15 protein-coding genes are annotated in these 22,834 nt (G+C 66.2%); 11 read left to right on the plus strand and 4 right to left on the minus strand.

What is annotated here, in order from left to right:
- From A5775_RS10875 to A5775_RS10890, 4 genes are all read left to right on the plus strand, one after another.
- Positions 1 to 516 (plus strand): NlpC/P60 family protein (locus A5775_RS10875; protein ID WP_067251766.1); only part of this gene is annotated, 516 nt, incomplete at its 5' end.
- A gap of 123 nt (positions 517 to 639) precedes the next feature.
- Positions 640 to 1,773, plus strand: a complete 1,134-nt coding sequence (locus A5775_RS10880) for a MoxR family ATPase (RefSeq protein ID WP_067251768.1) — start codon at positions 640 to 642, stop codon at positions 1,771 to 1,773.
- A 32-nt stretch (positions 1,774 to 1,805) separates the two neighbouring features.
- The gene (locus A5775_RS10885) at positions 1,806 to 2,717 is read left to right on the plus strand and encodes a DUF58 domain-containing protein (RefSeq protein ID WP_082952969.1); all 912 of its coding nucleotides are present in this window, start codon (positions 1,806 to 1,808) and stop codon (positions 2,715 to 2,717) included.
- Positions 2,718 to 2,724: 7 nt separating this feature from the next.
- Positions 2,725 to 3,732, plus strand: a complete 1,008-nt coding sequence (locus A5775_RS10890) for a VWA domain-containing protein (protein ID WP_067251772.1) — start codon at positions 2,725 to 2,727, stop codon at positions 3,730 to 3,732.
- A gap of 85 nt (positions 3,733 to 3,817) precedes the next feature.
- Here the strand turns inward: A5775_RS10890 and A5775_RS10895 are convergent, their stop codons facing one another.
- Positions 3,818 to 4,657 carry a hypothetical protein gene (locus A5775_RS10895; protein WP_067251775.1) on the minus strand — a complete coding sequence of 280 codons (840 nt, stop codon included), beginning with the start codon at positions 4,655 to 4,657 and terminating at the stop codon, positions 3,818 to 3,820.
- Positions 4,658 to 4,850: 193 nt separating this feature from the next.
- Here A5775_RS10895 and fabG1 point away from each other — a divergent pair, with 193 nt between their 5' ends.
- From fabG1 to A5775_RS10910, 3 genes are read left to right on the plus strand one after another with little or no spacing between them, the layout of a single operon-like run.
- Complete coding sequence (gene fabG1 / locus A5775_RS10900) at positions 4,851 to 5,618, plus strand: 3-oxoacyl-ACP reductase FabG1 (RefSeq protein WP_067251778.1); 768 nt, start codon at positions 4,851 to 4,853, stop codon at positions 5,616 to 5,618.
- 34 nt (positions 5,619 to 5,652) lie between these two features.
- On the plus strand, positions 5,653 to 6,462 hold the full coding sequence (inhA, locus tag A5775_RS10905) for an NADH-dependent enoyl-ACP reductase InhA (RefSeq protein ID WP_067251780.1): 810 nt from the start codon (positions 5,653 to 5,655) through the stop codon (positions 6,460 to 6,462).
- Between the two features lie 6 nt (positions 6,463 to 6,468).
- Positions 6,469 to 7,488 (plus strand): ferrochelatase, encoded by a 1,020-nt coding sequence (locus tag A5775_RS10910; protein ID WP_067251783.1) that lies wholly within the window; start codon positions 6,469 to 6,471, stop codon positions 7,486 to 7,488.
- On the opposite strand, the gene A5775_RS10915 is transcribed toward A5775_RS10910, so the two are convergent.
- Positions 7,485 to 8,429, minus strand: coding sequence for a hypothetical protein (locus tag A5775_RS10915; RefSeq protein ID WP_067251786.1), 945 nt, complete (start codon positions 8,427 to 8,429; stop codon positions 7,485 to 7,487). The genes A5775_RS10910 and A5775_RS10915 overlap by 4 nt on opposite strands.
- Before the next feature lie 56 nt (positions 8,430 to 8,485).
- Between A5775_RS10915 and A5775_RS10920 the strand changes: the two genes are divergently transcribed.
- The 3 genes from A5775_RS10920 to A5775_RS10930 are packed head-to-tail and all read left to right on the plus strand — an operon-like array spanning position 8,486 to position 10,455.
- Complete coding sequence (locus A5775_RS10920) at positions 8,486 to 8,923, plus strand: NfeD family protein (protein ID WP_067251788.1); 438 nt, start codon at positions 8,486 to 8,488, stop codon at positions 8,921 to 8,923.
- A gap of 35 nt (positions 8,924 to 8,958) precedes the next feature.
- A complete protein-coding gene (locus A5775_RS10925; RefSeq protein WP_067251790.1) occupies positions 8,959 to 10,089 on the plus strand; it encodes an SPFH domain-containing protein in 1,131 nt (376 codons plus the stop codon).
- Positions 10,090 to 10,098: 9 nt separating this feature from the next.
- Complete coding sequence (locus A5775_RS10930; RefSeq protein ID WP_067251792.1) at positions 10,099 to 10,455, plus strand: DoxX family protein; 357 nt, start codon at positions 10,099 to 10,101, stop codon at positions 10,453 to 10,455.
- Here A5775_RS10930 and A5775_RS10935 read toward each other — a convergent pair.
- Both A5775_RS10935 and A5775_RS10940 read right to left on the minus strand, forming a co-directional pair.
- A complete protein-coding gene (locus A5775_RS10935) occupies positions 10,452 to 10,937 on the minus strand; it encodes a nitroreductase family deazaflavin-dependent oxidoreductase (RefSeq protein WP_082952968.1) in 486 nt (161 codons plus the stop codon). The genes A5775_RS10930 and A5775_RS10935 overlap by 4 nt on opposite strands.
- Before the next feature lie 129 nt (positions 10,938 to 11,066).
- Positions 11,067 to 21,365 (minus strand): non-ribosomal peptide synthetase, encoded by a 10,299-nt coding sequence (locus A5775_RS10940; protein ID WP_067251797.1) that lies wholly within the window; start codon positions 21,363 to 21,365, stop codon positions 11,067 to 11,069.
- A 411-nt stretch (positions 21,366 to 21,776) separates the two neighbouring features.
- Here A5775_RS10940 and A5775_RS25650 point away from each other — a divergent pair, with 411 nt between their 5' ends.
- Complete coding sequence (locus tag A5775_RS25650) at positions 21,777 to 22,550, plus strand: 1-aminocyclopropane-1-carboxylate synthase (RefSeq protein WP_197512510.1); 774 nt, start codon at positions 21,777 to 21,779, stop codon at positions 22,548 to 22,550.
- Positions 22,551 to 22,834: the final 284 nt, after the last annotated feature.

Here is a 22,834-nt window from a genome sequence, read left to right on the forward strand (position 1 = left end):
TTCAACTTGGGCAAGCAGTTCCTGGGCGGGCTCGGGATCAACATCGGCGGCGATCCGGCTCCCAGCGCGGCAGCCCCCTCCAATCCCGGCGGCAAGATCCCGCGGGTCTACGGTCGGCAGGCCATCGAGTACGTGATCAAGCGCATGGGGTCGCAGATGGGCGTGCCCTACTCGTGGGGCGGTGGCTCGCTGGACGGCCCCAGCAAGGGCGTCGGCGACGGCGCCAACATCACCGGCTTCGACTGCTCGGGGCTGATGCGCTACGGCTTCGCCGGGGTCGGCGTGCTGATCCCGCGGTTCTCCGGTGACCAATACAACGCCGGGCGCCACATCCCGCCGGATCAGGCCAGGCGCGGCGACTTGATCTTCTACGGCCCGAACGGCAGCCAGCACGTCACCATGTACCTGGGCAACGGCCAGATGCTGGAGGCCTCCGGCAGCGCCGGAAAGGTTACGGTCAGCGCGGTGCGTAAGCCGGGTATGACGCCGTTCCTCACCAGGATCATCGAGTACTGATCGCGGGGGCCGGCGACCCATCAGCCGGGCGAGCGTCGACGGAGACCGGCAGGCCTGGAATAGTTGGACGAGGGCACGTCGCTGCCCGGCAGTCGTGTTCCGATTGAGCGTGGAGGATTCTTGATGACAGCAGCAGGTGGGCCGCCGCCAGGCGCCAGTGGTTACTCGGGCCCGGGCGGGCAATCAGGCTCGCCGGCTCACGAAGCGCCGACGGGTGGGGGGAACGGACTGGCCGCCGAGGTCCAGACCCTCGAGCGGGCCATCTTCGAGGTCAAACGCATCATCGTCGGCCAGGACCAGCTCGTGGAGCGCATGCTGGTCGGCCTGTTGTCCAAGGGCCACGTGCTGCTCGAGGGTGTCCCCGGCGTGGCCAAGACGCTGGCCGTCGAGACCTTCGCCAAGGTGGTCGGCGGGACGTTCGCGCGCATCCAGTTCACGCCCGACCTAGTGCCCACCGACATCATCGGTACCCGCATCTACCGGCAGGGCAAGGAGGAGTTCGACACCGAGCTCGGCCCGGTGGTCGTCAATTTCCTGCTCGCCGACGAAATCAACCGTGCGCCGGCCAAGGTGCAGTCGGCGCTGCTGGAGGTCATGCAGGAACGCCAGGTTTCGATCGGCGGCAAGAGGTTCCCGTTGCCCAACCCCTTCCTGGTGATGGCGACGCAGAACCCCATCGAGCACGAGGGTGTCTACCCGCTGCCCGAGGCCCAGCGCGACCGCTTCCTGTTCAAGATCAACGTCGGCTACCCGTCGCCGGAGGAGGAGCGGGAGATCATCTACCGGATGGGCGTACGCCCGCCGGAGCCCAAGCAGATCCTCAACACCGGCGACCTGCTGCGGTTGCAGGACATCGCGGCCAACGGCTTCGTGCACCACGCGCTGGTGGACTACGTGGTGCGCGTGGTGACCGCCACCCGCCATCCCGAACAGCTCGGCATGAACGACGTCAAGACGTGGATCTCGTTCGGGGCGTCGCCGCGCGCCTCGCTGGGCATCATCGCCGCCTCCCGGTCGCTGGCGCTGGTCCGCGGCCGCGACTACGTGATTCCGCAAGATGTCGTGGACGTCATTCCTGACGTCCTGCGGCACCGGCTGGTGCTCACCTATGACGCGCTGGCCGACGAGATCTCGCCGGAGATCGTCATCAACCGGGTGCTGCAGACGGTCGCCTTGCCTCAGGTGAATGCCGTTCCGCAGCAAGGGCATTCGGTGCCCCCGGTGATGCAACCCGCCGGCGCGGCCAGCGGTCGGTGACCGACCCCAAGCGCCCGGTCCCGCCGCCCTCGATGCAGCGCGGGCAGATCGATGACCCGAAGCTGTCGGCGGCGCTGCGCACCCTCGAGCTCACCGTCAAGCGCAAGCTCGACGGCGTGCTGCACGGCGATCACCTCGGGCTGATCCCGGGGCCGGGTTCCGAGCCGGGGGAGTCGCGCGAGTATCAGCCCGGCGACGACGTCCGGCGCATGGACTGGGCCGTCACCGCGCGCACCACGCATCCCCACGTCCGGCAGATGATCGCCGACCGCGAGCTGGAAACCTGGTTGGTGGTGGACATGTCGGCCAGCCTGGACTTCGGCACCACCGTGTGTGAGAAGCGGGACCTGGCGGTGGCGGCCGCGGCCGCGATCACCTTCCTCAACAGCGGTGGCGGCAACCGGCTGGGGGCGATCGTGTCGACCGGCGCGCACATCACCCGGGTGCCCGCCCGCTCCGGGCGCCAGCATGAGCAGACGCTGTTGCGCACCATCGCCACCACGCCCCGGGCTCCGGTCGGGGTGCGCGGCGACCTGGCGACGGCCATCGACGCGCTGCGCCGCCCGGAACGCCGCCGCGGCATGGCGGTGATCATCAGCGACTTCCTCGGGCCGATCAACTGGATGCGCCCGTTGCGCGCGGTCGCCGCCCGGCACGAGGTGCTGGCCATCGAGGTGCTCGATCCGCGCGACGTCGAACTGCCCGACATCGGCGACGTGGTGCTGCAGGACGCCGAGTCCGGGGTCACCCGGGAGTTCACCATCGACGCCCAGCTGCGGGACGACTTCGCCAAGGCCGCCGCGGCGCACCGCGCCGACGTGGCGCGCACCATCCGCAGCTGCGGGGCCCCGATACTGACCCTGCGCACCGACCGCGACTGGATCGCCGACATCGTGCGATTCGTGGAATCCCGCCGGCGCGGGGCATTGGCGGGGCGGCAGTGACTCGGATATGAGCCTGCCGTTCCTGGGCCCGATGTCGCTGTCGGGCTTCGAACATTCGTGGTTTTTCCTGTTCCTGCTCGTCGTCTTCGGGCTGGCCGCGCTCTACATCCTGATGCAGCTGGCGCGGCAGCGGCGCATGCTGCGGTTCGCCAACATGGAGCTGCTGGAAAGCGTTGCGCCCAAGCGGCCTTCGACGTGGCGGCATGTGCCGGCGATCCTGCTCGTCGCGTCGCTGGTGCTGTTCACCGTCGCGATGGCCGGCCCGACGAACGACGTCCGCATTCCCCGCAACCGCGCGGTGGTGATGTTGGTGATCGACGTGTCACAGTCGATGCGCGCCACCGACGTCGCCCCCAACCGGATGGCGGCCGCCCAGGAGGCCGCCAAGCAGTTCGCCGACGAGTTGACCCCGGGCATCAACCTCGGGCTGATCGCCTATGCGGGGACCGCGACGGTGTTGGTGTCGCCGACGACCAACCGGGATTCGACCAAGACCGCGCTGGACAAGCTGCAGTTCGCCGACCGGACGGCCACCGGAGAGGGCATCTTCACCGCCCTGCAGGCCATCGCGACGGTCGGCGCGGTGATCGGCGGCGGCGACAAGCCGCCGCCGGCGCGCATCGTGTTGTTCTCCGACGGCAAGGAAACGATGCCGACCAACCCGGACAACCCGAAGGGCGCGTTCACCGCCGCGCGCACGGCCAAGGACCAGGGCGTGCCGATTTCGACGATCTCGTTCGGCACCCCCTACGGCTTCGTCGAGATCAACGACCAGCGCCAGCCGGTGCCGGTCGACGACGAGACGCTCAAGAAGGTGGCCCAGCTCTCCGGCGGGAATGCCTACAACGCGGCGTCTTTGCAGGAGCTGAAGTCCGTCTACGCGACCCTGCAGCAGCAGATCGGCTACGAGACGATCAAGGGCGACGCCAGCGTGGGCTGGGTGCGGCTGGGTGCGCTGGTGTTGGCGCTGGCGGCGCTGGCGGCGCTGCTCATCAACCGCCGGCTGCCTACCTGAGCCTCTTCCCGCGAACGTAACGCCCGCACCCAAGCCCGCGAACGTAACCTGGCTGCGATTATTGGCCCGAATTTTCGCAGTGTGGTTACGCTCGCGAGGCGCGTGCCTCTCCCACGCGGCGAATGATGTCGGCGGGATGGTGCTCGGCGATGACCCGGACGACGATCCATCCGTAACGTTCGAGCATCTCGAGCCGGCCGATGTCCTTGGCGTATTGGGAGCGAACGGACCGATGATGATCGCCGTCATACTCGACGGCGACCTTGATGTCTTCCCAGCCCATATCCAAATACGCCTCGGCCCAACCCCATTCGTTGCGGACGGCGATCTGTGTCTGGGGCCGCGGGAAGCCGGCATCTATCAAAAGCAGGCGGAGCCAGGTTTCCTTCGGAGACTGAGCACCACTATCGATCAGCCCGATCACGACTCTCGCGGCCTTGATGCCGCGACGGCCTGCGTAGCGCTCGGCGACCAGATCGATGTCGGCCGGTTTCAGCTCGACTACCTGGGCAAGCGCATCGATGGCGGCGACCGCAGTGCGCTTGGGGTATCGGCTCGCTAAGTCGAGCGCCGTCCGCGCCGGGGCGGTCACGCGCATCCCCTGGACGATGGCGATCTCGTCGGGCTCGATCCTCTCTTGCCAAACCCGCACTCCGGGAGCGGCGCGGCGATTGGAGTCGATGATCGATGCGGGCAGCGTCGGGTCGATCCACCTGGCGCCGTACAGCGCCGACGCAGACAGGCCGGCGAGTATGCCGCGACGGCGAGACCGCAGCCAACATGCTTTCGCGCGCACGCCCGCCGTCAATTCGACGTCTCGGGGCAGGTAGACGTCTCTGTGCAGCCGCACATACCGACTGCGCAGCTCATACGGCGTCAATGCACCGACGGCCAGGGCTTCGCTGCCCAGGAAGGGATCGGTCATGGCCGAAAGTGTGCTGAGTCACACCGACACAGCTCCGCGAATGTAACCGCACTGCGAAAATCGGGCCCGAAAATCGCAGCCTGGTTACGTTCGCGGTGGGAAAAGGGGAGGGGAAAGGGGCCGGTGGGAAAGGCGCGAGGTGGGAAAAGGGGGAGGTTTCGGCCACGGCGAGCCGAAGCGATAGGTTGACGGGGTGACTGACACGGCCACCGAGAACACCACCGAAAGTGCTGCCGACTACAGCAGACCCGCATTCGTCGCCCGTTCGGTCCTGGTTACCGGAGGAAACCGGGGGATCGGTCTGGCGATCGCACAGCGGCTGGCCGCCGACGGCCACAAGGTGGCCGTCACGCACCGCGGATCCGGGGCGCCTGACGGGTTGTTCGGCGTCGTGTGCGACGTCACCGACAACGAGGCCGTCGACCGCGCTTTCAAAGAGGTCGAGGAGCACCAGGGCCCGGTCGAGGTGCTGGTGTCCAACGCCGGCATATCCAAGGATGCATTCCTCATCCGCATGACCGAGGAGCGGTTCGAGCAGGTCATCAACGCCAACCTCACCGGGGCCTTCCGGGTCACCCAGCGCGCCTCTCGCAGCATGCAGCGCAAGCGTTTCGGCCGGATCATCTTCATCGGGTCGGTGTCCGGCAGTTGGGGCATCGGCAACCAGGCCAACTACGCGGCCGCCAAGGCCGGCCTGATCGGCATGGCCCGCTCGATCTCCCGGGAGCTGTCCAAGGCCAACGTGACCGCGAATGTGGTGGCGCCGGGCTACATCGACACCGAGATGACCCGCGCCCTGGACGAGCGCATCCAGGAGGGTGCGCTGGACTTCATCCCGGCCAAGCGGGTCGGCACCGCCGCCGAGGTCGCCGGGGTGGTCAGCTTCCTGGCGTCCGAGGACGCCAGCTACATCGCCGGCGCGGTCATCCCGGTCGATGGCGGCATGGGCATGGGTCACTGAGTTCAACCACGACACAACGACTTTAAGGACGGACATGGCTGGACTGCTCGACGGCAAACGGATCTTGATCTCCGGGATCATCACCGACTCGTCGATTGCGTTTCACATCGCCAAGGCGGCCCAGGAAGCCGGAGCGCAGTTGGTGCTGACCGGTTTTGACCGGCTACGCCTGATTCAGCGCATCGCCGACCGGCTGCCGGAGAAGGCGCCGCTGATCGAACTCGACGTGCAGAACGAGGAGCACCTGAACTCGCTCGCCGAGCGGGTGACGGCCGAGATCGGCGACGGCAACAAGCTCGACGGCGTGGTGCACTCGATCGGTTTCATGCCGCAGACGGGAATGGGCATCAACCCGTTCTTTGACGCGCCCTACGAGGACGTCTCCAAAGGCATTCACATCTCGGCGTATTCGTACGCCTCGCTGGCCAAGGCAGCGCTGCCGATCATGAACCCCGGCGGCTCCATCGTGGGCATGGACTTCGACCCGAGCCGCGCGATGCCGGCCTACAACTGGATGACGGTCGCCAAGAGCGCGCTGGAATCGGTCAACCGGTTCGTGGCACGCGAGGCGGGTAAGTTTGGTGTCCGCTCCAATCTCGTTGCCGCCGGCCCGATCCGGACGCTGGCGATGAGCGCGATTGTCGGCGGCGCGCTCGGCGAGGAGGCCGGGGCCCAGATGCAGCTGCTCGAGGAGGGCTGGGACCAGCGCGCGCCGATCGGCTGGAACATGAAGGACCCGACACCGGTCGCCAAGACGGTGTGCGCGCTGCTGTCGGACTGGCTGCCGGCGACGACGGGGACCATCATCTACGCCGACGGTGGCGCAAGCACCCAATTGCTGTAAACGCCAATGGAATTTGACGCCGTCCTGCTGCTGTCCTTCGGTGGGCCGGAAGGTCCCGAGCAGGTTCGGCCGTTCTTGGAGAATGTCACCCGGGGCCGCAACGTGCCGCCGGAACGTCTCGACGACGTCGCCGAGCATTACATGCATTTCGGCGGGGTGTCTCCGATCAACCGGATCAACCTGGCGCTGATCGAACAGTTGCGGGCCGAGCTGGCCGGCCGCGGTCTGGACCTGCCGGTCTATTTCGGCAACCGCAACTGGGAGCCTTACGTCGAAGACACTGTCGCGACCATGCGCGACAACGGAATTCGGCGGGCGGCGGTATTCGCTACCTCGGCGTGGAGCGGCTATTCCAGCTGCACCCAATACGTCGAGGACATCGACCGGGCGCGCCGGGCGGCTGGGCCGGACGCACCCGAATTGGTCAAGCTGCGGCCGTATTTCGACCATCCTCTTTTCGTCGAATTGTTCGCCGGGGCGATCGCCGACGTGACGGTGCCCGCCGGCGCGCGCCTGGTGTTCACCGCGCATTCGATCCCGGTCGCGGCCGACGAACGCCTGGGCCCGCGGCTGTACAGCCGCCAAGTCGCCTACGCCGCAAGACTTGTGGCGGCCGCCGCCGGATATACCGACTACGACCTGGTGTGGCAGTCGCGGTCGGGGCCACCCCAGGTTCCGTGGCTTGAGCCCGACGTTGCCGACCACCTGGCCGCCTTGGCGAAGGCGGGCACCAAGGCCGTCGTCGTCTGCCCGATCGGCTTTGTGGCCGACCATATCGAGGTGGTGTGGGACCTCGACCACGAGTTGGCGACGCAGGCCGAGGCGGCGGGGATGACGATGGTGCGGGTATCAACGCCCAACGCCCACCGGCGTTTTGCGCAGATGGCCGCCGACCTGATCGACGAATTGCGCTACGGCCGGGAGCCGGAACGGGTGAGCGGCCCCGACCCGGTGCCCGGGTGCCTCGCCAGCGTCGACGGCGCGCCATGCCGGCCGCCGCACTGCGCGGCCCGCGATCAGAACTAGTCTGCCCAGGCCGAATGCAGGATCGCGGTCACGGCGGCCATCCGCGCCGAGCGCACCACCGCGGTCAGCGGTCGCAGCGCGTCGCTCGCGATGCGGGCCTCCGAGGACGATTGCGTTCCGACCGGCTCGAGGCCGGCGGCGATGGGCGCGGCGAAACGGTCCGGCGAATCGGATCGGCTCAGCCCCGCGCTGACCGCGATGATGGCGTCGACGTGCGCGGCATTCTCCAGCACCCGCAACGCGCGCGACGGCGCGTGGTCCGGAATGCGGTGTTGCCGTGCGGATTCCAGTAACTGCTCGACCAGCCCCCGCGGATCGTCGACGTCGGCCGTGGCCGATCCCAGCCCGATGGCGCCGAGCGCGTCGGCGGCCGACCGCACGGCGGAGCGCAGCGTGTATTCGGCGTCGCCGAGTTCGTAGTGGTCCAGTATCGGCGCGCCGGGCAACGAGTACACCGTCCACGTCAGCGCGCACAGCTCCGCAAGGCCCGTCTCGTAGTCCTCGGGGGCGTCGTCGTCATCTTGATAGGAGAATTCAGGGACCAGGCCGACAGCGGTAGCGGGGTTGTGGGGGTTGGTGATGATGATCGCCTCGCCGGCGGCCAGCGCGTCCCGCTCGAACTGCGTTCCCGGGGCCAGCCCGCGCACATCGCCGGGTACCGGCAAAATTATGTTGATCGTCCCGCGCATCAGCGGCGGCAACCCCGGCGTCGACGCCGGCCGACCCACCGCGGCGCGCAGAGTCTGCAGCAGCGTGACCGTCCCGGCGTCGTGGACATCGGGCCACGGCAGCCCGGTATGACCCGCCGCGACGGCATCATACGCGGTCACCGATTGCTTTGGCGCCCAGACGGATAACGCGTCGAGGACGTCGTCGGGCGCGGCCTTGCCCGCGAGCCAGGCATTGGCCCACAGGGACAGCGAAACACTGGGACACCACACGAGACGCAGTGTAGTTGTTTTGCCCCGCAAAGGCTGATCACGCGTATCCTTGCCGCATGCACGCCGCGCTGCTTTGGCTAATATTCGCGCTGGTGCTGACCGGTGCGGAGGCGCTCACCGGACATCTGTTTTTGGTGATGCTCGGTGGGGGCGCGCTGGCCGCGGCGCTCACCAGTTGGTTGCTGGATGCTCCGGTGTGGGTGGACGGCGCGGTGTTCCTGGTCGTCTCCGTGCTGCTGCTGGTCCTGGTCCGTCCGCCGCTGCGGCGACGGCTGACACCGGCGAACGTGCCGCGCTTGGGAATCGAGGCGCTGGAGGGCAAAACCGCGCTGGTGCTCGAGCGCGTCGCCCGGGACAACGGCCAGGTGAAGCTCGACGGCCAGGTGTGGACCGCCCGCCCGCTCGACGAGAACGACGTCTACGAACCGGGCGAGCCGGTCACCGTCATGCAGATCGACGGCGCCACTGCAGTCGTCTTCAAGGCCGGCCTGTAGGGCTGCGAGAACGGCTGCGAAAGAAAGGAACTCCGATGCAAGGTGCGGTTGCTGGGTTGGTGCTGTTGGCGGTGTTGGTGATCTTCGCCATCGTCGTCGTGGCCAAATCGGTTGCGCTGATACCTCAGGCCGAGGCCGCGGTGATCGAGCGGCTGGGCCGCTACAGCCGCACGGTCAGCGGGCAACTGACGTTGTTGGTGCCCTTCATCGACCGGATCCGGGCCCGGGTGGATCTGCGGGAGCGGGTGGTGTCATTCCCGCCGCAGCCGGTGATCACCGAGGACAACCTGACGCTGAACATCGACACCGTCGTCTACTTCCAGGTCACCGTCCCACAAGCGGCCGTCTACGAGATCAGCAACTACATCGTCGGCGTCGAGCAACTCACCACCACCACGCTGCGCAACGTGGTCGGCGGCATGACGCTCGAGCAGACGCTGACGTCGCGCGACCAGATCAACGGGCAGTTGCGCGGCGTGCTCGACGAGGCCACCAACCGCTGGGGCCTGCGGGTCGCCCGGGTCGAGTTGCGCAGCATCGACCCGCCGCCGTCGATCCAGGCGTCGATGGAGAAGCAGATGAAGGCCGACCGCGAGAAGCGGGCGATGATCCTGACCGCCGAAGGTATGCGGGAGGCGGCGATCAAGGAGGCCGAGGGTCAGAAGCAGGCGCAGATCCTGGCGGCCGAGGGCGCCAAGCAGGGCGCGATCCTGGCTGCTGAGGGCGACCGGCAGTCCCGGATGCTGCGCGCGCAGGGTGAACGCGCCGCCGCGTACCTGCAGGCGCAGGGGCAGGCCAAGGCCATCGAGAAGACGTTCGCCGCGATCAAGGCCGGCCGGCCCACCCCGGAAATGCTGGCCTACCAGTACCTGCAGACGTTGCCGGAGATGGCGCGCGGCGACGCCAACAAGGTGTGGGTGGTACCCAGCGACTTCAACGCGGCGTTGCAGGGATTCACCAAACTCCTGGGCACCCCGGGACAGGACGGGGTGTTCCGCTTCGAGCCCTCGCCCGTCGATGAGGCGCCCAAACACAGCGCTGACGACGACGCCGACGTCGCGGACTGGTTCTCCACCGAGACCGACCCCGCGATCGCGCAGGCGGTGGCCAAGGCGGAGGCGATCGCCCGCCAGCCGGTGGACGGCCCGGGCGAGCTGACTCAATAGGATTGCCGCATGAGTGCCTTGACTTCACCAAAGACCTATGCGGCGCTCGCCGCGTTCCACGCCGTCGACGCGGTGCTGTGCGGCGTGCAGGTGGCTCCCATCAAGAAGACCCTGGATGACGTGGGCGTCCCGGACAACGTGCGGCCCGTGTTGCCGGGGGTGAAGGCGGCGGCCGCGGTCGGCCTGCTGTCGGTGGGCCGGTTTCCCGCCCTGGCGAGGCTGACGACGGCGATGTTGACGTTGTACTTCGTGTTGGCGGTCGGGGCGCACGTCCGGGTGCGCGACAAAGTCGTCAATGGCCTTCCGGCCGCGCTGTTGTTGGCCCTGTTCGCCGCGATGACGGTCAAGGGCCCGGACCGGGGTTAGTCCAGCTTCAACTCGACCAGCGGCAGCGGGCTGTCCGTGTCGGTGATCGGCGCGCCGAGCGTGTTCTCGAGGACCGGGCGCATCCGCTCCCACGTTTTGGGGTGGCGGGTTCGGTAGGCGGCCATCGTGCTGTCGGCCTCGCGTTGGTCGAGCACCCGCGCGGCGGCGGGCCTGGGGGCGTGGCTGCCGGCGTAGACCCGGACCCGAGGGTTGGCCTGAATGTTGCGGAACCACTGGGCTTTTCGGCCGAAACCGGAGGCGACCAGGTAGGTGTCGGGCGACGGGTGGTCGACGACCTCGAGCACCGCGTAGCGGGCCGTTCCCGATTTGCGGCCGATGTGTTCGAGCAACAGGATGCGCGAGCCGAAGAGCGCGCCCGCGCGAGCCTTGTAGATCCAGATCGGCGCCCGCATGAGACGGCGCGACCGCAGCAGCCGGGCGGCGATCTTGGCGGGGAGCGGAGACGATTGATCTCGTGACATCCTCCCCATCTTGCACTGGTGAACGCCCGGCGATCGGGGTAGCGCGGGTTTACCGCGTGTGGTCGATGCTGGGAGATTTGGATTTTTGCACCAGGAGATGCTTTCCCGGCCGTCCCGCACGGACGGTCATCATTGCTCCTCCACATCTGCGGTCATCGCCACCAGCACGCGCCGAAACCGTTCGACCAGCTTTTCGACTCTGTCCGGGGTGAACACGTCAGTATCGAATTCGACGCGTAGACCCAGCTCATGGCCCGGCGCGACTTGCACCGAAAGCGGGTAGTGATTGTATTCGCGGTTGGTGAAGCCATTGATCTTTAACTCGTCGACGGCCGACAGCGCGGCGGTGTCGATCGGATAGTTCTCGTACACGAACATCGTGTCGAATAGCTGGTCGTGTCCCGCTATACGGTGTATCTCACTCAGGGCCATGTGCTGGTGATCAAGGGTCTTGGTGTAGGCGTTTTGCAGCTGGTCGAGCAGGTCGGCGACGGTCGTCTCCGCGCCGATGGTCGCTCGCACCGGGACCGTGTTGATCAACAGCCCCACCATCGATTCGGCGCCGGCCAGCTCGGTCGGCCGCCCCGACACGGCCGTACCGAACGTTACGTCGTCCTGGCCGGTCAGCCACATCAGCAGCTGCGCCCACGCGGCCTGCAAGACGGTGCTGACGGTGGTGTGGCACGAGCGCGCAAGCTCGCCCAGCGCCTTCGTGGTCTCGGCGGACACCTGGAACGACTCCATGCCGCGCAGACCGAGCGCCAGGCGCCGCGGCGGTCCCACCAGGCTGGGAGTGTCATACCCGTCAAGGACCTCGCGCCACGCTGCCGCAGCGGCGCCTCGATCCTGTTCGGACAGCCACGTGACAAAGCTGCGATACGGCGGGGCTGCGGGCAGCTGCACGCCGTGATAGCTGGCGAAGATCTCCTGCAACAGGATCGGCTTCGACCATCCGTCGAGCACAATGTGGTGGTTGGTGAGCACGAACCTAAACAGATCGTCCGCGGTGCGGATCAAGGCAGCCCGGAAGGGCGGCTGGCCGGCGAGGTCGCAGACCGCCACGCGTTCGGCGCGACACAGCTCCTGTATCTGTTCCTCGACGTGAGCGTCGTCGGAGGCATCGGCTGCGCTCAGCTCGACGTACTGCCAGGCCAGCGCCGGATCGGCGGGTATGACCTGCACCGGTTCGTGGAAGTCTTCGCAGAAGCCGGCCACCACATTCGGGTGGCGGGTGATGACGGCGTGCACCGCCGCGTGCAACCGCTGCGGGTCAAGGGCACCGCTCACGGTGATATCGAGCTGCACCGCGTACAACTCGTCACTGCCCTGCGCGCTGCCGGTGTAGTACAGCAGACCCTGCTGCAGCGGGGTCAGCGGCAACACATCGCCGATCCGGTACTGCCGCGCCAGCTTGTCGATGTCCTGCTGGGTCAGACGGGCTGGCGCGATGTCGGACGGGGTCAAGCCGCCCCCACCGCCGCGCACGTGCGCGCAGATGCCGGCCAGCGCGTCGAACCACAGCTCGCTGATCTGGCCGACCTGCTTGTCATTCAGCGCACTGCGCGCCCAGGTCCAGTTGGCCTGCAGGTACGGGCCCGCCTCGCTTTCCATGGTTCCGGCGTTCAGCCCCACGGTGTGTGCCAGCGGCATCTCCACTGCACCCGCTGCACCGGCTAGCGAGAAACTGTTCTCGCTGAGCCGCCACAACTCACCGGAGAGCTCGGCCGCGCCACCCAGACGACCCAGGTAGTTGAAGCCGATCACGGGCTCGGACCCGCCCAACTCGAACTCAGGGATGAGGTAGCGCAGCACTCCGTAGGTCAGGCCGTCGGGCAGGGCGCGTAGCTGCTCCTTGGCATTTTTGATCACCGCACCCAGGGCGTCCTCACCCGCCACCACCTTTCCCCACGACAGGCCGCCGGCCGGCCCTCCGAAGTTCAGGGCCACCGGGTATTTGGTGGTGAACCAGCCCACCGTGCGCGACAAGTCGACATGCGGGGCCAGTTCCTCCTGGCGGCCGTGGCCCTCCACATCGATCCCGACTGGAGCGCCGGTGCCCAGGAACTGTGTCCACGCCAGGCCGAACGCGATCAGCAAAATGTCTTGAACCCCGGCATGAAACGCCGCCGGGACCTCACCAAGCAGCAGGCGGGTCGTCTCGACATCCAGCGACACCGACAATTGACCGGCGCTGACGTAGGTGTCCTCCGGCTGTACCGGCGACAGCGCAGCCGGGACCGCCGCCACCTGACGCCACGCCTCGACCTGGGCCATCACGTCTGCGCTCTGCACGTACTCGGCCAACAGTGACGACCACCGGGCAAACGACGTCCCAGGCGCCGGCAGCACCACGGGCTGGCCACTGTGATGCTGGGCCCACGCAATGTTGAGGTCTTCCAACAGGATTCGCCACGATACTCCATCGATGGCCATGTGGTGAATGATCAACGCCAACTGGTTCGTCGACTCGGCCCACACCGCGCGCAACATTGCCCCGGTGCCAGGGTCCAGGCGTGACCGGGCGGCCACCAACGCCGTAGCCGACAGCTCGTCGACGGTGTCCACGCAGTCGCCGGCGTCTACCGTCGCGGCTTCGGGCACCCACAACGACCAGCCGTCTGCACCGTCGTCGACGGCGCGCAGTCGCAGCATGGCATGCCGGTCCAGCAACGCCTGCAGGATTGCCACCGCGTCGGCATGCGTGACGCCCGTAGGAGCTTGCACCACCATCGTCTGGTTGAACTGTTCGAACGCACCGTCAATGCTGTTGAGCCAGCGCATGATCGGGGTGGCCACCACCGAACCGAGGCCTTCGTCGACCACGCCGCCCTCGCCGTCGGCGACCACCCTGGCGACCTGCGCGAGCCGCGCCACCGTCTGTTCGACGAAAACGTCACGCGGACGGCATATTACGCCGGCTGCGCGGGCGCGGGCCACGACTTGCATTGACAGGATGCTGTCGCCCCCCAGGTCGAAGAACGAGTCATCGACACCGACCCGTTGCACACCCAATACCTGGGCATAGATGCCGGCCAGGATTTCCTCGACAGCGCCGGATGGAGCCCGGTAGTGGTCGACATCGGAGTAGTGGGGCGCCGGCAGGGCGCGGACGTCGAGTTTGCCGTTGACCGTCAAAGGCAGCGCCCCGAGCGCGACGACCGCGGTCGGCACCATATAGGCCGGCAGCCGCTGACCGAGCTGGTTGCGCACCGCGACCGGGTCTGCCGCGCCCGTGATGTAGCCGACCAGACGTTTGTCACCGGGGCGGTCCTCACGAGCGATCACCGCCGCCTGCTCGACCCCATCCAGCCCGGCCAGGGCCGCCTGCACTTCACCGAGTTCGATGCGGTAACCGCGGATCTTGACCTGTTCGTCGGCACGTCCGACATAACGCAGCTGACCATCGGCGCCCCAGGACACCAGGTCCCCGGTGCGATACATGCGCGCACCCGGTTGTCCGAACGGGCACGCCACAAACCGCGTCGAGCTCAATCCGGGCCTGCCCACATACCCGGTGGCCAGCCCGCCGCCGGCCACGTACAGCTCGCCGACCGTGTTGGTGGGCACCTGACGCAACCACCCGTCGAGCACGAAGAAGGCGAGGTGGGCCAACGGCACTCCGATGGGGCTGGCATTGCTGTCGACGTCGCCGTGGAGGATCTCACGGAAGGAGGCGTGCACCGTCGTCTCGGTGATGCCATACATATTGATCAGACGCGGCCATCCCGGGTGGTGATTCAGCCACGTCGCCAGACGCTGGGGTTCAAGCGCCTCGCCACCGAACACCGCCGACTGCAACTTCAGCTGCTGACCTAGCTCCGGGGCGAGCGCATCAGCTGTCTGTAGCGCATAAAACGACGACGGGGTCTGGCTCAACACACTGACCTGTTCACGAACCAGCAAGGCGTGCAACTCTTCTGGCGAACGCACCACCGAATCGGACACCATTACCAACCGCCCGCCATGCAACAGCGAACCGAAGATCTCCCACACCGAGAAGTCGAACGCCAACGAGTGGCACTGCGTCCACACCTGGCCCAGCGTCAGCTCGCCGTCCAGCGATTGCAGCAGCTGCGTGACGTTGCGGTGAGGCACGGCAACGCCTTTGGGCGTTCCGGTCGTGCCCGAGGTGTAGATGATGTAGGCGATGTTGTCGGCCGCCGGCGCGGGCAACCCGGTATCGGGCTGGGTGCGCACCGCCGGGTCGTTGATATCAATGATCGGCAAATCCATTCCCGCTAGCCGGGTCCGCACGTCGGCGGTGGTGATCACCGCGATCGGCGAGGAGTCGCCCAACACGAACTCCATCCGCGGCGCGGGCACCGTCGGATCGATCGGCACATATGCAGCACCGGTCTTGAGCACCGCCAGGATGGCCACCACCGCCTCAGGCGTGCGCGGAAGCAACAGGGCCACATGCGTGCCTGGGCCCGCACCGTGCGGGATCAGCAAGTGCGCCAAACGATTAGCGGACTCGTCTAGCTCGCGGTACGTCCACGATCGATCCCCATAGCTGATCGCCATAGCCTCCGGGGCGCGGACCGCTTGAGCGGCGAACAATTCGGGGATGGAGACCGCGGACATCTCGGGCTCGGCCAGCGTCGCCCGGTTGCCCCACTCGATGAGGCGGTCGTGCTCAGCGCGGTCGAGGAGATCGATCGACGACAACCGCCTTGCGGGATCGGCGATCATCGCCGCCAGCACCTTCTGCAACCGGTCGATCAGCGTGTCGATGGCCGCACGGTCAAACACGTCCGTGTCGAATTCGACGCGAAGGCTCAGTAGGTGGCCCGGCGTCGCCACCACCGAAAGCGGATAGTGGTTGAATTCGCGGGTGTGGAACTCGGTAACCGCCAGGTCGTGGGCGTCCAACAGGGCGCCGGCGTCGATCGGATAGTTCTCGTACACGAAGAGCGTGTCAAAAAGCTGATCGTGACCGGTGGCGCGATGGATGTCGGGCAGAGCCAGATGCTCGTACTCGACCGTGTCGTTGTGGACGCGCTGCAGCTGTTCCAGCAGATCGGCGACAGTGGTGTTCGGGGAGGTGTTGGCACGCACCGGCACCGTGTTGATCAGCAGGCCCACAATGGATTCCGAGCCGATCAGCTCGGTCGGCCGACCCGAGACCGCGGTGCCGAACGCCACATCATGCTGACCGGTCAGCCATATCAGCAGCTGCGCCCAGCCGCCCTGCAGGACGGTGCTCACGGTGGTGTGGCACGAGCGGGCCAGCTCGATCAGAGCCTTTGTGGTCTCGGCGGACACCCGGAAGGATGCGACGTCTCGGCGCCCTACCTGGCCAGGCGTACCCACCAGTGTCGGGACCTCGAAACCCGCCATCACGTCGCGCCAAACCCCTTGTGCGACAACGCGGTCCTGGCCATCCAGCCAGGTGACAAAGCTGCGGTACGACGGAGCCGCGGGCAGCCGCTGGCCGTAGTAGCTGCCGAACACCTCCCGCATCAGGATTGGCAGCGACCAGCCATCCGCCACGATGTGGTGAATGGTGAACACCAATCGGTATTGGCCTGCTGCGGCGCGGATCAACGCCACCCGGAACGTCGGTTTGTCAGCCAGCTCGCAGACCGCGGCGCGCTCGGCAGCGCATAGTCGCTCAATCTGCTGATCGGCCTGCTGACTAGAGATGGCGCCGACGGGGTCCAGTTCAACTTCCAGCCAGGCGACCACCGGGTTGGCCGGGATAACCTGCACCGGCTCACCGAAGTCCTCGCAGAATCGGGCCACCAGGTGGGGATGCCGGTTGCCGACCGTCTGAACGGCCTCGCGCAGGCGGTGGGCATCGAGGGCACCGTTGACCGTGACACCGAGCTGCACGGTATACAGGTCGTCCAGACCCGGCGCGAAGCTGGTGTGAAACAGCAGACCCTGCTGCACCGGGGTCAGCGGCAGTACGTCCACGACGTCGCCCTGCGAGCAGAGTTCGTCGAGCTGCTGCCGGCTCAGGCGGGCAGGAGCGATGTCGGACGGCGTGAGCCCGCCCCCACCGGCTTTGACGTGCGCGCAGATACCGGCCAGAGCCTGAAACCACAACTGGCTCAGCCGATTGACCTGCTCGGCATTCAGCGCTGAGGGCGCCCATGTCCAGTTCGCCTGGAGGTGCGGCCCGGCCTCGGTGTCTATGGTGCCGGCATTGAGCTCGACCGTGTGCGCCAACGGCAGGGGCACTGCCGCAGCCACACTCGCAAACGCCAGACTGTCCTGGTTGATCCGCCACAACTCGCCCGGCAGGTCGGCACCCGCAGTGAGCCGGCCCAGGTAGTTGAACCCGATCGTCGGGTCAGACCCACCGAGATCAACCTCGGAGTTCAGGTAGCGCAGTAGACCGTAGGTCAGCGGATCGGGCAGGGCGCGCAGCTGCTCCTTGGCGTCCTTGATCAGAGTGCCCAGTGCGGCCTCACCGGCGACCACGTGCGCCCACGGCAGGCCACCGACCGTCAACGCGACCGGGTACTTGGTGGTGAACCAGCCCACCGTGCGCGACAAGTCCACATCGGGCGCCAGCTCCTCGTGGCGCCCATGTCCCTCGACGTCGATACCGATCGGCGCACTCGCGACGCTGCCGAGAAACTCCGCGAACGCCAGCCCGAAGGCGATAAGCAATATGTCGCCGACCCCGGTGTGAAACGCCGCCGGCACCTCACCCAGCAGCAAACGGGTTGTCTCGACATCCAGCGAAGCCGACGACTGCCCGGCGGTTTGATAGGTATCCACCTCTGGTTGCACCGTCGGCAGCGCCGCCGGTATTGCCGCCACCTGTCGCCACGTCTCGGCGTGTGCCACTACCTCGGCGCGGTGCGCATGCCCGGCCAGCAGCTCCGACCACCGCGCGAACGACGTCCCGCCGGCGGGCAATGCCACGGGCTGGCCACCGTGATGCTGCGACCAGCCAATGTTGAGATCCTCCAACAGAATTCGCCACGACACACCGTCCACGGCCAGGTGATGAATGATCAATGCCAGCTGGCCGGTGGACGTCGCCCACACCCCGCTCAGCATCAGACCCGCCGCCGGATTCAACCGCGACCGGGCCCGCAGCAGCGCCTCATCCGACAACACGTCGACGGTATGTAGGCACGCGCGCGCGTCCACCGACCCGGCTTCGGGCGCCTCGAGCGACCAGCCGCCGGCGCCGTCATCGTCGACGCGCAGCCGCAACGTGGCATGGCGATCGAGCAACGCCTGCAAGACGACCGCCACGTCGGCCTCAGTCACGCCGGCAGGGGCGCTCACCACCATGGTCTGGTTGACCTCGTCGATCGGGCCCTCGACAGTGTGCAGCGAGCGGATGATCGGGGTGGCCGCCACCGGACCAACACCCTCGTCGATGACGCGGGCCTCGCCATCGGCCACCGTCGCGACCCGCGCAAGTTGCCGCACCGTCTGTTCGACGAAAACGTCACGCGGACGGCACATCACCCCGGCCGCCCGGGCGCGGGCCACCACTTGCATCGACATGATGCTGTCGCCGCCGAGGTCGAAGAACGAGTCATCGACCCCGACGCGCTCGATCCCGAGGACTTGAGCGAAGATGTCGGCCAGGATTCCTTCGACCGCGTCGGCCGGGGCCCGGTACTCACCGGCGGTGAATTCGGGTGCGGGCAAGGCGCGCTTGTCGAGTTTTCCGTTGACCGTCAACGGAATTGCCGGCAGGACCAGCACCGCGGCGGGGACCATGTAGGCCGGGAGCCGATCAGCCAGCGCCGTGCGGATCTCGGTCGGGTCGGCGGTGCCGGTGATGTAACCCACCAGCCGCTTGTTGCCGGGACGGTCCTCGCGGGCGACGACCACCGCCTGGTCCACCCCATCCAGCGCAGCCAGGGCTGCCTGCACTTCACCGAGTTCGATGCGGTACCCGCGGATCTTGACCTGCTCGTCGGCGCGGCCCAGGTGTCGCAGCTGCCCATCCGCACCCCAGGACACCAAGTCACCGGTGCGATACATCCGTGTCCCCGGGGCCCCGAACGGGCATGCCACAAACCGCGACGCGGTCAAACCGGCCCGCCGCACATATCCCAGGCCCACACCGCGGCCGGCCAGGTACAGCTCCCCGACCACACCGACCGGCACCGGCTGTAACCACTTGTCCAGCACGAACATTGCCGCCCCGGGGATCGGCGACCCGATCGGGACCAGGCCCGGGCCCGGCGTCAGCGGCGCACTCAACGAAGCACACACCGTCGCCTCGGTCGGGCCGTAGGCATTGATCATCACTCGTCCGGGTGCCGCCCACCGATCCACCACGTCGGTCGGGCAGGTCTCACCGCCCACCACCAACGCCGTCGACTCCAACCCCTCCGGTGACAGCAGCGCCACCGATGACGGAATCTGAGTCAGCACGCTGACCTTCTCCGCGACGAGCAACGCGTGGAGATCCTCCGGGGAACCCGCCACCGATTCGGGCACCACCAACAGTCGCCTGCCCCGCAGCAGGGCACCCCAGATATCCCACACCGATAAGTCGAAAGCCGAGGAGTAGCACTGCGCCCACACCCCTCCGGGCGGCAGGCGCTCATCGAGCGCCTCGATCAGCCAAGTGACGTTCTGGTGCGTGATGGCAACGCCTTTGGGCCTGCCGGTGGTCCCGGAGGTATAGATGATGTAGGCGACGTTCCCGGGCGCCGGTGTTGGCAGCGCGGTGCTGGGTTGCGACTCGACGGCGGGGTCGTGGACATCGATCACCGGCAAACCGGCGCCGTCCAGCGGTGAACGCAGGTCCGTCGTGGTGATCACGGCGCTCGGTGTGGCATCAGCAAGCACATAATCCATGCGCCCCGACGCGTGCCCCGGGTCGACCGGCACATACGCCGCCCCGGTCTTGAGCACCGCCAGCATCGCCACGATCGCGTCCGCACACCGGGGGAAAAGCAACGCCACACACTGTCCCGGGCCAACCCCATGACTGGCCAGGAGATGCGCCAGCCGGTTCGCGGCCTCATCGAGTTCCCGATAGGTCATGGGACGGCCGTCGAAGGTCACCGCCACCGCCTCGGGGGTACGCTTCGCGTGCTCGATGAACACCACCGGAATCGAAGCCGGCGCGGTTACCGGTTGGGTTAGCGCGGCGCGATGCGACCACCCATCGAGCTGCGCGTTTTGATCCTCATCGAGGAGTTCGATCGAGGAGATCGGCCGCTCCGGGTCCGCCGTCATTTCCATGAGCACCTGCTGCAGGCGTGCCGCCAGGTAGGAGACGTCAAAGCTCGCAAAGGGCTGGCCGTGGCCCGCCGTGCTGAGAAACAGCTGGTCACTCGACCCAATGAAGAAGAGCCCGAAGTGATCGGCGGGGCCGTTGTTGGTGTACGTCGCGGTTGCCGGAGCGCCACCAAGAGCCAGGGTCAATCGGGACGGGATGAAATTGATACCTACCCGATTTGCCGCCTGTGTCCGGCTGAGCAAGTCACCTTCGCCTATCAGTCGGTGCACCGGAAACCGCTGATGCTTCAGCAATTCCCGTATCCGTACGTCAACGTGCTGACAAAACTCGGCAACCGTTGTTTCCGGTGTCGTCTGCAAGACCAGCGGCACCACTCCGGCGAGCATCCCCGGGAGCGTCTTCGACTCCGGACGCACCCGCCTGCTGACCGGAAAATCCAGCGCCACCTCCGAACCGCTTCCCGACCATGCACGCACCAGCAGCGCGCATGCCGCGGTAGTCACCGAGTAGCGACGGATGCGCAGCTGTTTGGACAGTTCCTGCATGCGGCCGACGGCGAAAGCATCCAGCTGAACTGACGCCGACGGCCCACACGGGCCCCGCTCAACTGTGGTGTGCGGCAGTTGATAGCCCTGTCCGCCTTCCGGCGGAAGGTTCTTGCTCCAGTACGCTTCGTCTTCCCGGTAATCGTTGGATGCTTCGTATCCCGACTCGAGATCAATCAAGTCCTGCGTCGAGCCGAAGTAGGCATCGGGAACGGGCAATCCAGCGACCATCGCCGAATAGATGGTTGCAACGCGACGGCTGATCAGCGCCATGCTCAATCCGTCTAAAACGATGTGGTGGCAGCAGCCGAATAGATAGAACTCCTCGGCCTGCGTCTGGAACAGGGCGAATCTCAGTAACTGGCCGGTCAGCTCCATCGGCGCGCGCTGGATAGAGGAGGACCTCCGGCGGACTTCCTGCACGGGATTGGGCGAGCCGATCAGGTCATGAAATTTGAGCTCGACATGCGGGTCGTCGATCGGCCTTTGGACCACTTGGCCATCAATCTCGTGGAATGAAACTTTGCTCGGTTCCGCCTCCGACACCGCTTGGCGGATCGCCTGCTCGAGGACGTCACGCTGTATCGCGCCGTCGATCTTTATCAACAGGCCGAGCTGCCACTCCGTACCGGCATAGCCCGATTCCTGCGCGAGCCAGATGTCGAGTTGCCCGGGTGTCAGCGGCAACGCCAGGTCATCACGGTTCATCCAGTCCCCCAAAGCTTTACCCACTCGCCCCAGACCCCGGGTGGTTACTGATCGAAATCCTGCCTGTCATGAGCCTCTCGCGCAGACATTTCGGCCGCATGTCCGGCCACTTCTGCACAATGTCATCCAGGCACCCGCCGCGGTCGGTCCCCATGGGCCACTCGGACACCGCATAACCCTGAGAGCTGCGACGCACACCTTATTGCACACCAGTGCAACGGTTTTCGGTTACCGGTAGGCAACAGCGTCGCCGCAAAACGGGCTCTTTTGCCAACGCGCGGCGCCGCCCATGGTTAAACTCTTTTTCGATTCGGGGGATTTCCTGCCAGCGATGCACCTGATCTCGGCGATCAACGCGAGCGCAGGCGCCGGTAGGGCGCGGGTGTCGAGTTTTGCCGATGGGGGGTGTCAATGAACCGACGATCGGACTATGTATTCACTGAACTGCGCCATCACAGGGACGCCTGCGTGCCGGTGATACAACGGTATCTTGATTTTCTTGTCCAAGGCGACGGCCGTAAAGCTCATTGTCCGTTTACCGAGACGATGCTGGAAAAACGCCAGTTCTACTATGATACAAGCGATTTGCTCCTGAATGAGGAGGAATTTTTCCGAACTATAGCAGAGTTGCGTGAATTTCACGCTAAACATTCTGACCGTTATTTGGTTGTCGGAGTGGCATATCAGAATGAGGAAAACTTCCTAGAAGAGGTCGCCACCCAAGGCGAAGTGTGGCGGCAGAAATTGAGACTTGAGCTCATAGCTGCCGGCCTCACGATTGCTTGGACCCATCCGAAAAATCCAATCGGCACCCATACGGATCGTGATAAACCTGCCGAACCCCTTTGGGTGAGCGACATACCGCTTCTCATGCTCAGAAATCTCGACAAGGGTGATGAGCCGTTCATGCTGAGTCCCGATTCCAAAAGAGCGTTCGCGCGAGGCATGCGATATCACGAAACAATACCTATCGCAATACATCCCGCTGCGGTAAGTCCGCAGCTGGAACCGCACTACAAGCTGGACGTCCTGGCGAATCTCATGAATCATGTTCGGCTTTCCTCCGTCCGATCGGTATCAGCCGATTTGGCCGGAAACCTTATGACGGTATTGAAAAATGGAAAAACCTGCGCGCATGCGTGGAGCCCCGAACTCGCGATATCGGAGGTGGCGCAAGACACCTGACCTTCCGAGTGCCCGGACCTGTCGACGGGGGGGACGCGGAATGCATCCGATGTTTGTTCTGGTGAACCTCCCGGTTTAATCCAGGCTGACATCCTGTTGCCAATCCCAGGGCCAGAGGGGGACTCAATTAGGCTGCGATGCAAGCGGAGTGAGAGCGCCTCACGCTTGACTGCTGAATTCACACGCATGGGCTTGCGCGCAACCGAATTTATCGTGTTCGCCCACGTGCCGAGACCGGTACATAGTTCCGCAAACAAGTATTAGACGCAAAGTCGAAATAAGGT

Source organism: Mycobacterium sp. 852002-10029_SCH5224772 (assembly GCF_001667315.1).
GTDB lineage: Bacteria > Actinomycetota > Actinomycetes > Mycobacteriales > Mycobacteriaceae > Mycobacterium.

Bases quoted from the DNA above. Each gene is read 5' to 3' on its own strand.
- A5775_RS10880 (WP_067251768.1), top strand. From the start codon at position 640: ATGACAGCAGCAGGTGGGCCGCCGCCAGGCGCCAGTGGTTACTCGGGC.
- A5775_RS10885 (WP_082952969.1), top strand. From the start codon at position 1,806: ATGCAGCGCGGGCAGATCGATGACCCGAAGCTGTCGGCGGCGCTGCGC.
- A5775_RS10890 (WP_067251772.1), top strand. From the start codon at position 2,725: ATGAGCCTGCCGTTCCTGGGCCCGATGTCGCTGTCGGGCTTCGAACAT.
- A5775_RS10895 (WP_067251775.1), bottom strand. From the start codon at position 4,657: ATGACCGATCCCTTCCTGGGCAGCGAAGCCCTGGCCGTCGGTGCATTG.
- inhA (WP_067251780.1), top strand. From the start codon at position 5,653: ATGGCTGGACTGCTCGACGGCAAACGGATCTTGATCTCCGGGATCATC.
- A5775_RS10910 (WP_067251783.1), top strand. From the start codon at position 6,469: ATGGAATTTGACGCCGTCCTGCTGCTGTCCTTCGGTGGGCCGGAAGGT.
- A5775_RS10920 (WP_067251788.1), top strand. From the start codon at position 8,486: ATGCACGCCGCGCTGCTTTGGCTAATATTCGCGCTGGTGCTGACCGGT.
- A5775_RS10925 (WP_067251790.1), top strand. From the start codon at position 8,959: ATGCAAGGTGCGGTTGCTGGGTTGGTGCTGTTGGCGGTGTTGGTGATC.
- A5775_RS10930 (WP_067251792.1), top strand. From the start codon at position 10,099: ATGAGTGCCTTGACTTCACCAAAGACCTATGCGGCGCTCGCCGCGTTC.
- A5775_RS10935 (WP_082952968.1), bottom strand. From the start codon at position 10,937: ATGTCACGAGATCAATCGTCTCCGCTCCCCGCCAAGATCGCCGCCCGG.
- A5775_RS10940 (WP_067251797.1), bottom strand. From the start codon at position 21,365: ATGAACCGTGATGACCTGGCGTTGCCGCTGACACCCGGGCAACTCGAC.
- A5775_RS25650 (WP_197512510.1), top strand. From the start codon at position 21,777: ATGAACCGACGATCGGACTATGTATTCACTGAACTGCGCCATCACAGG.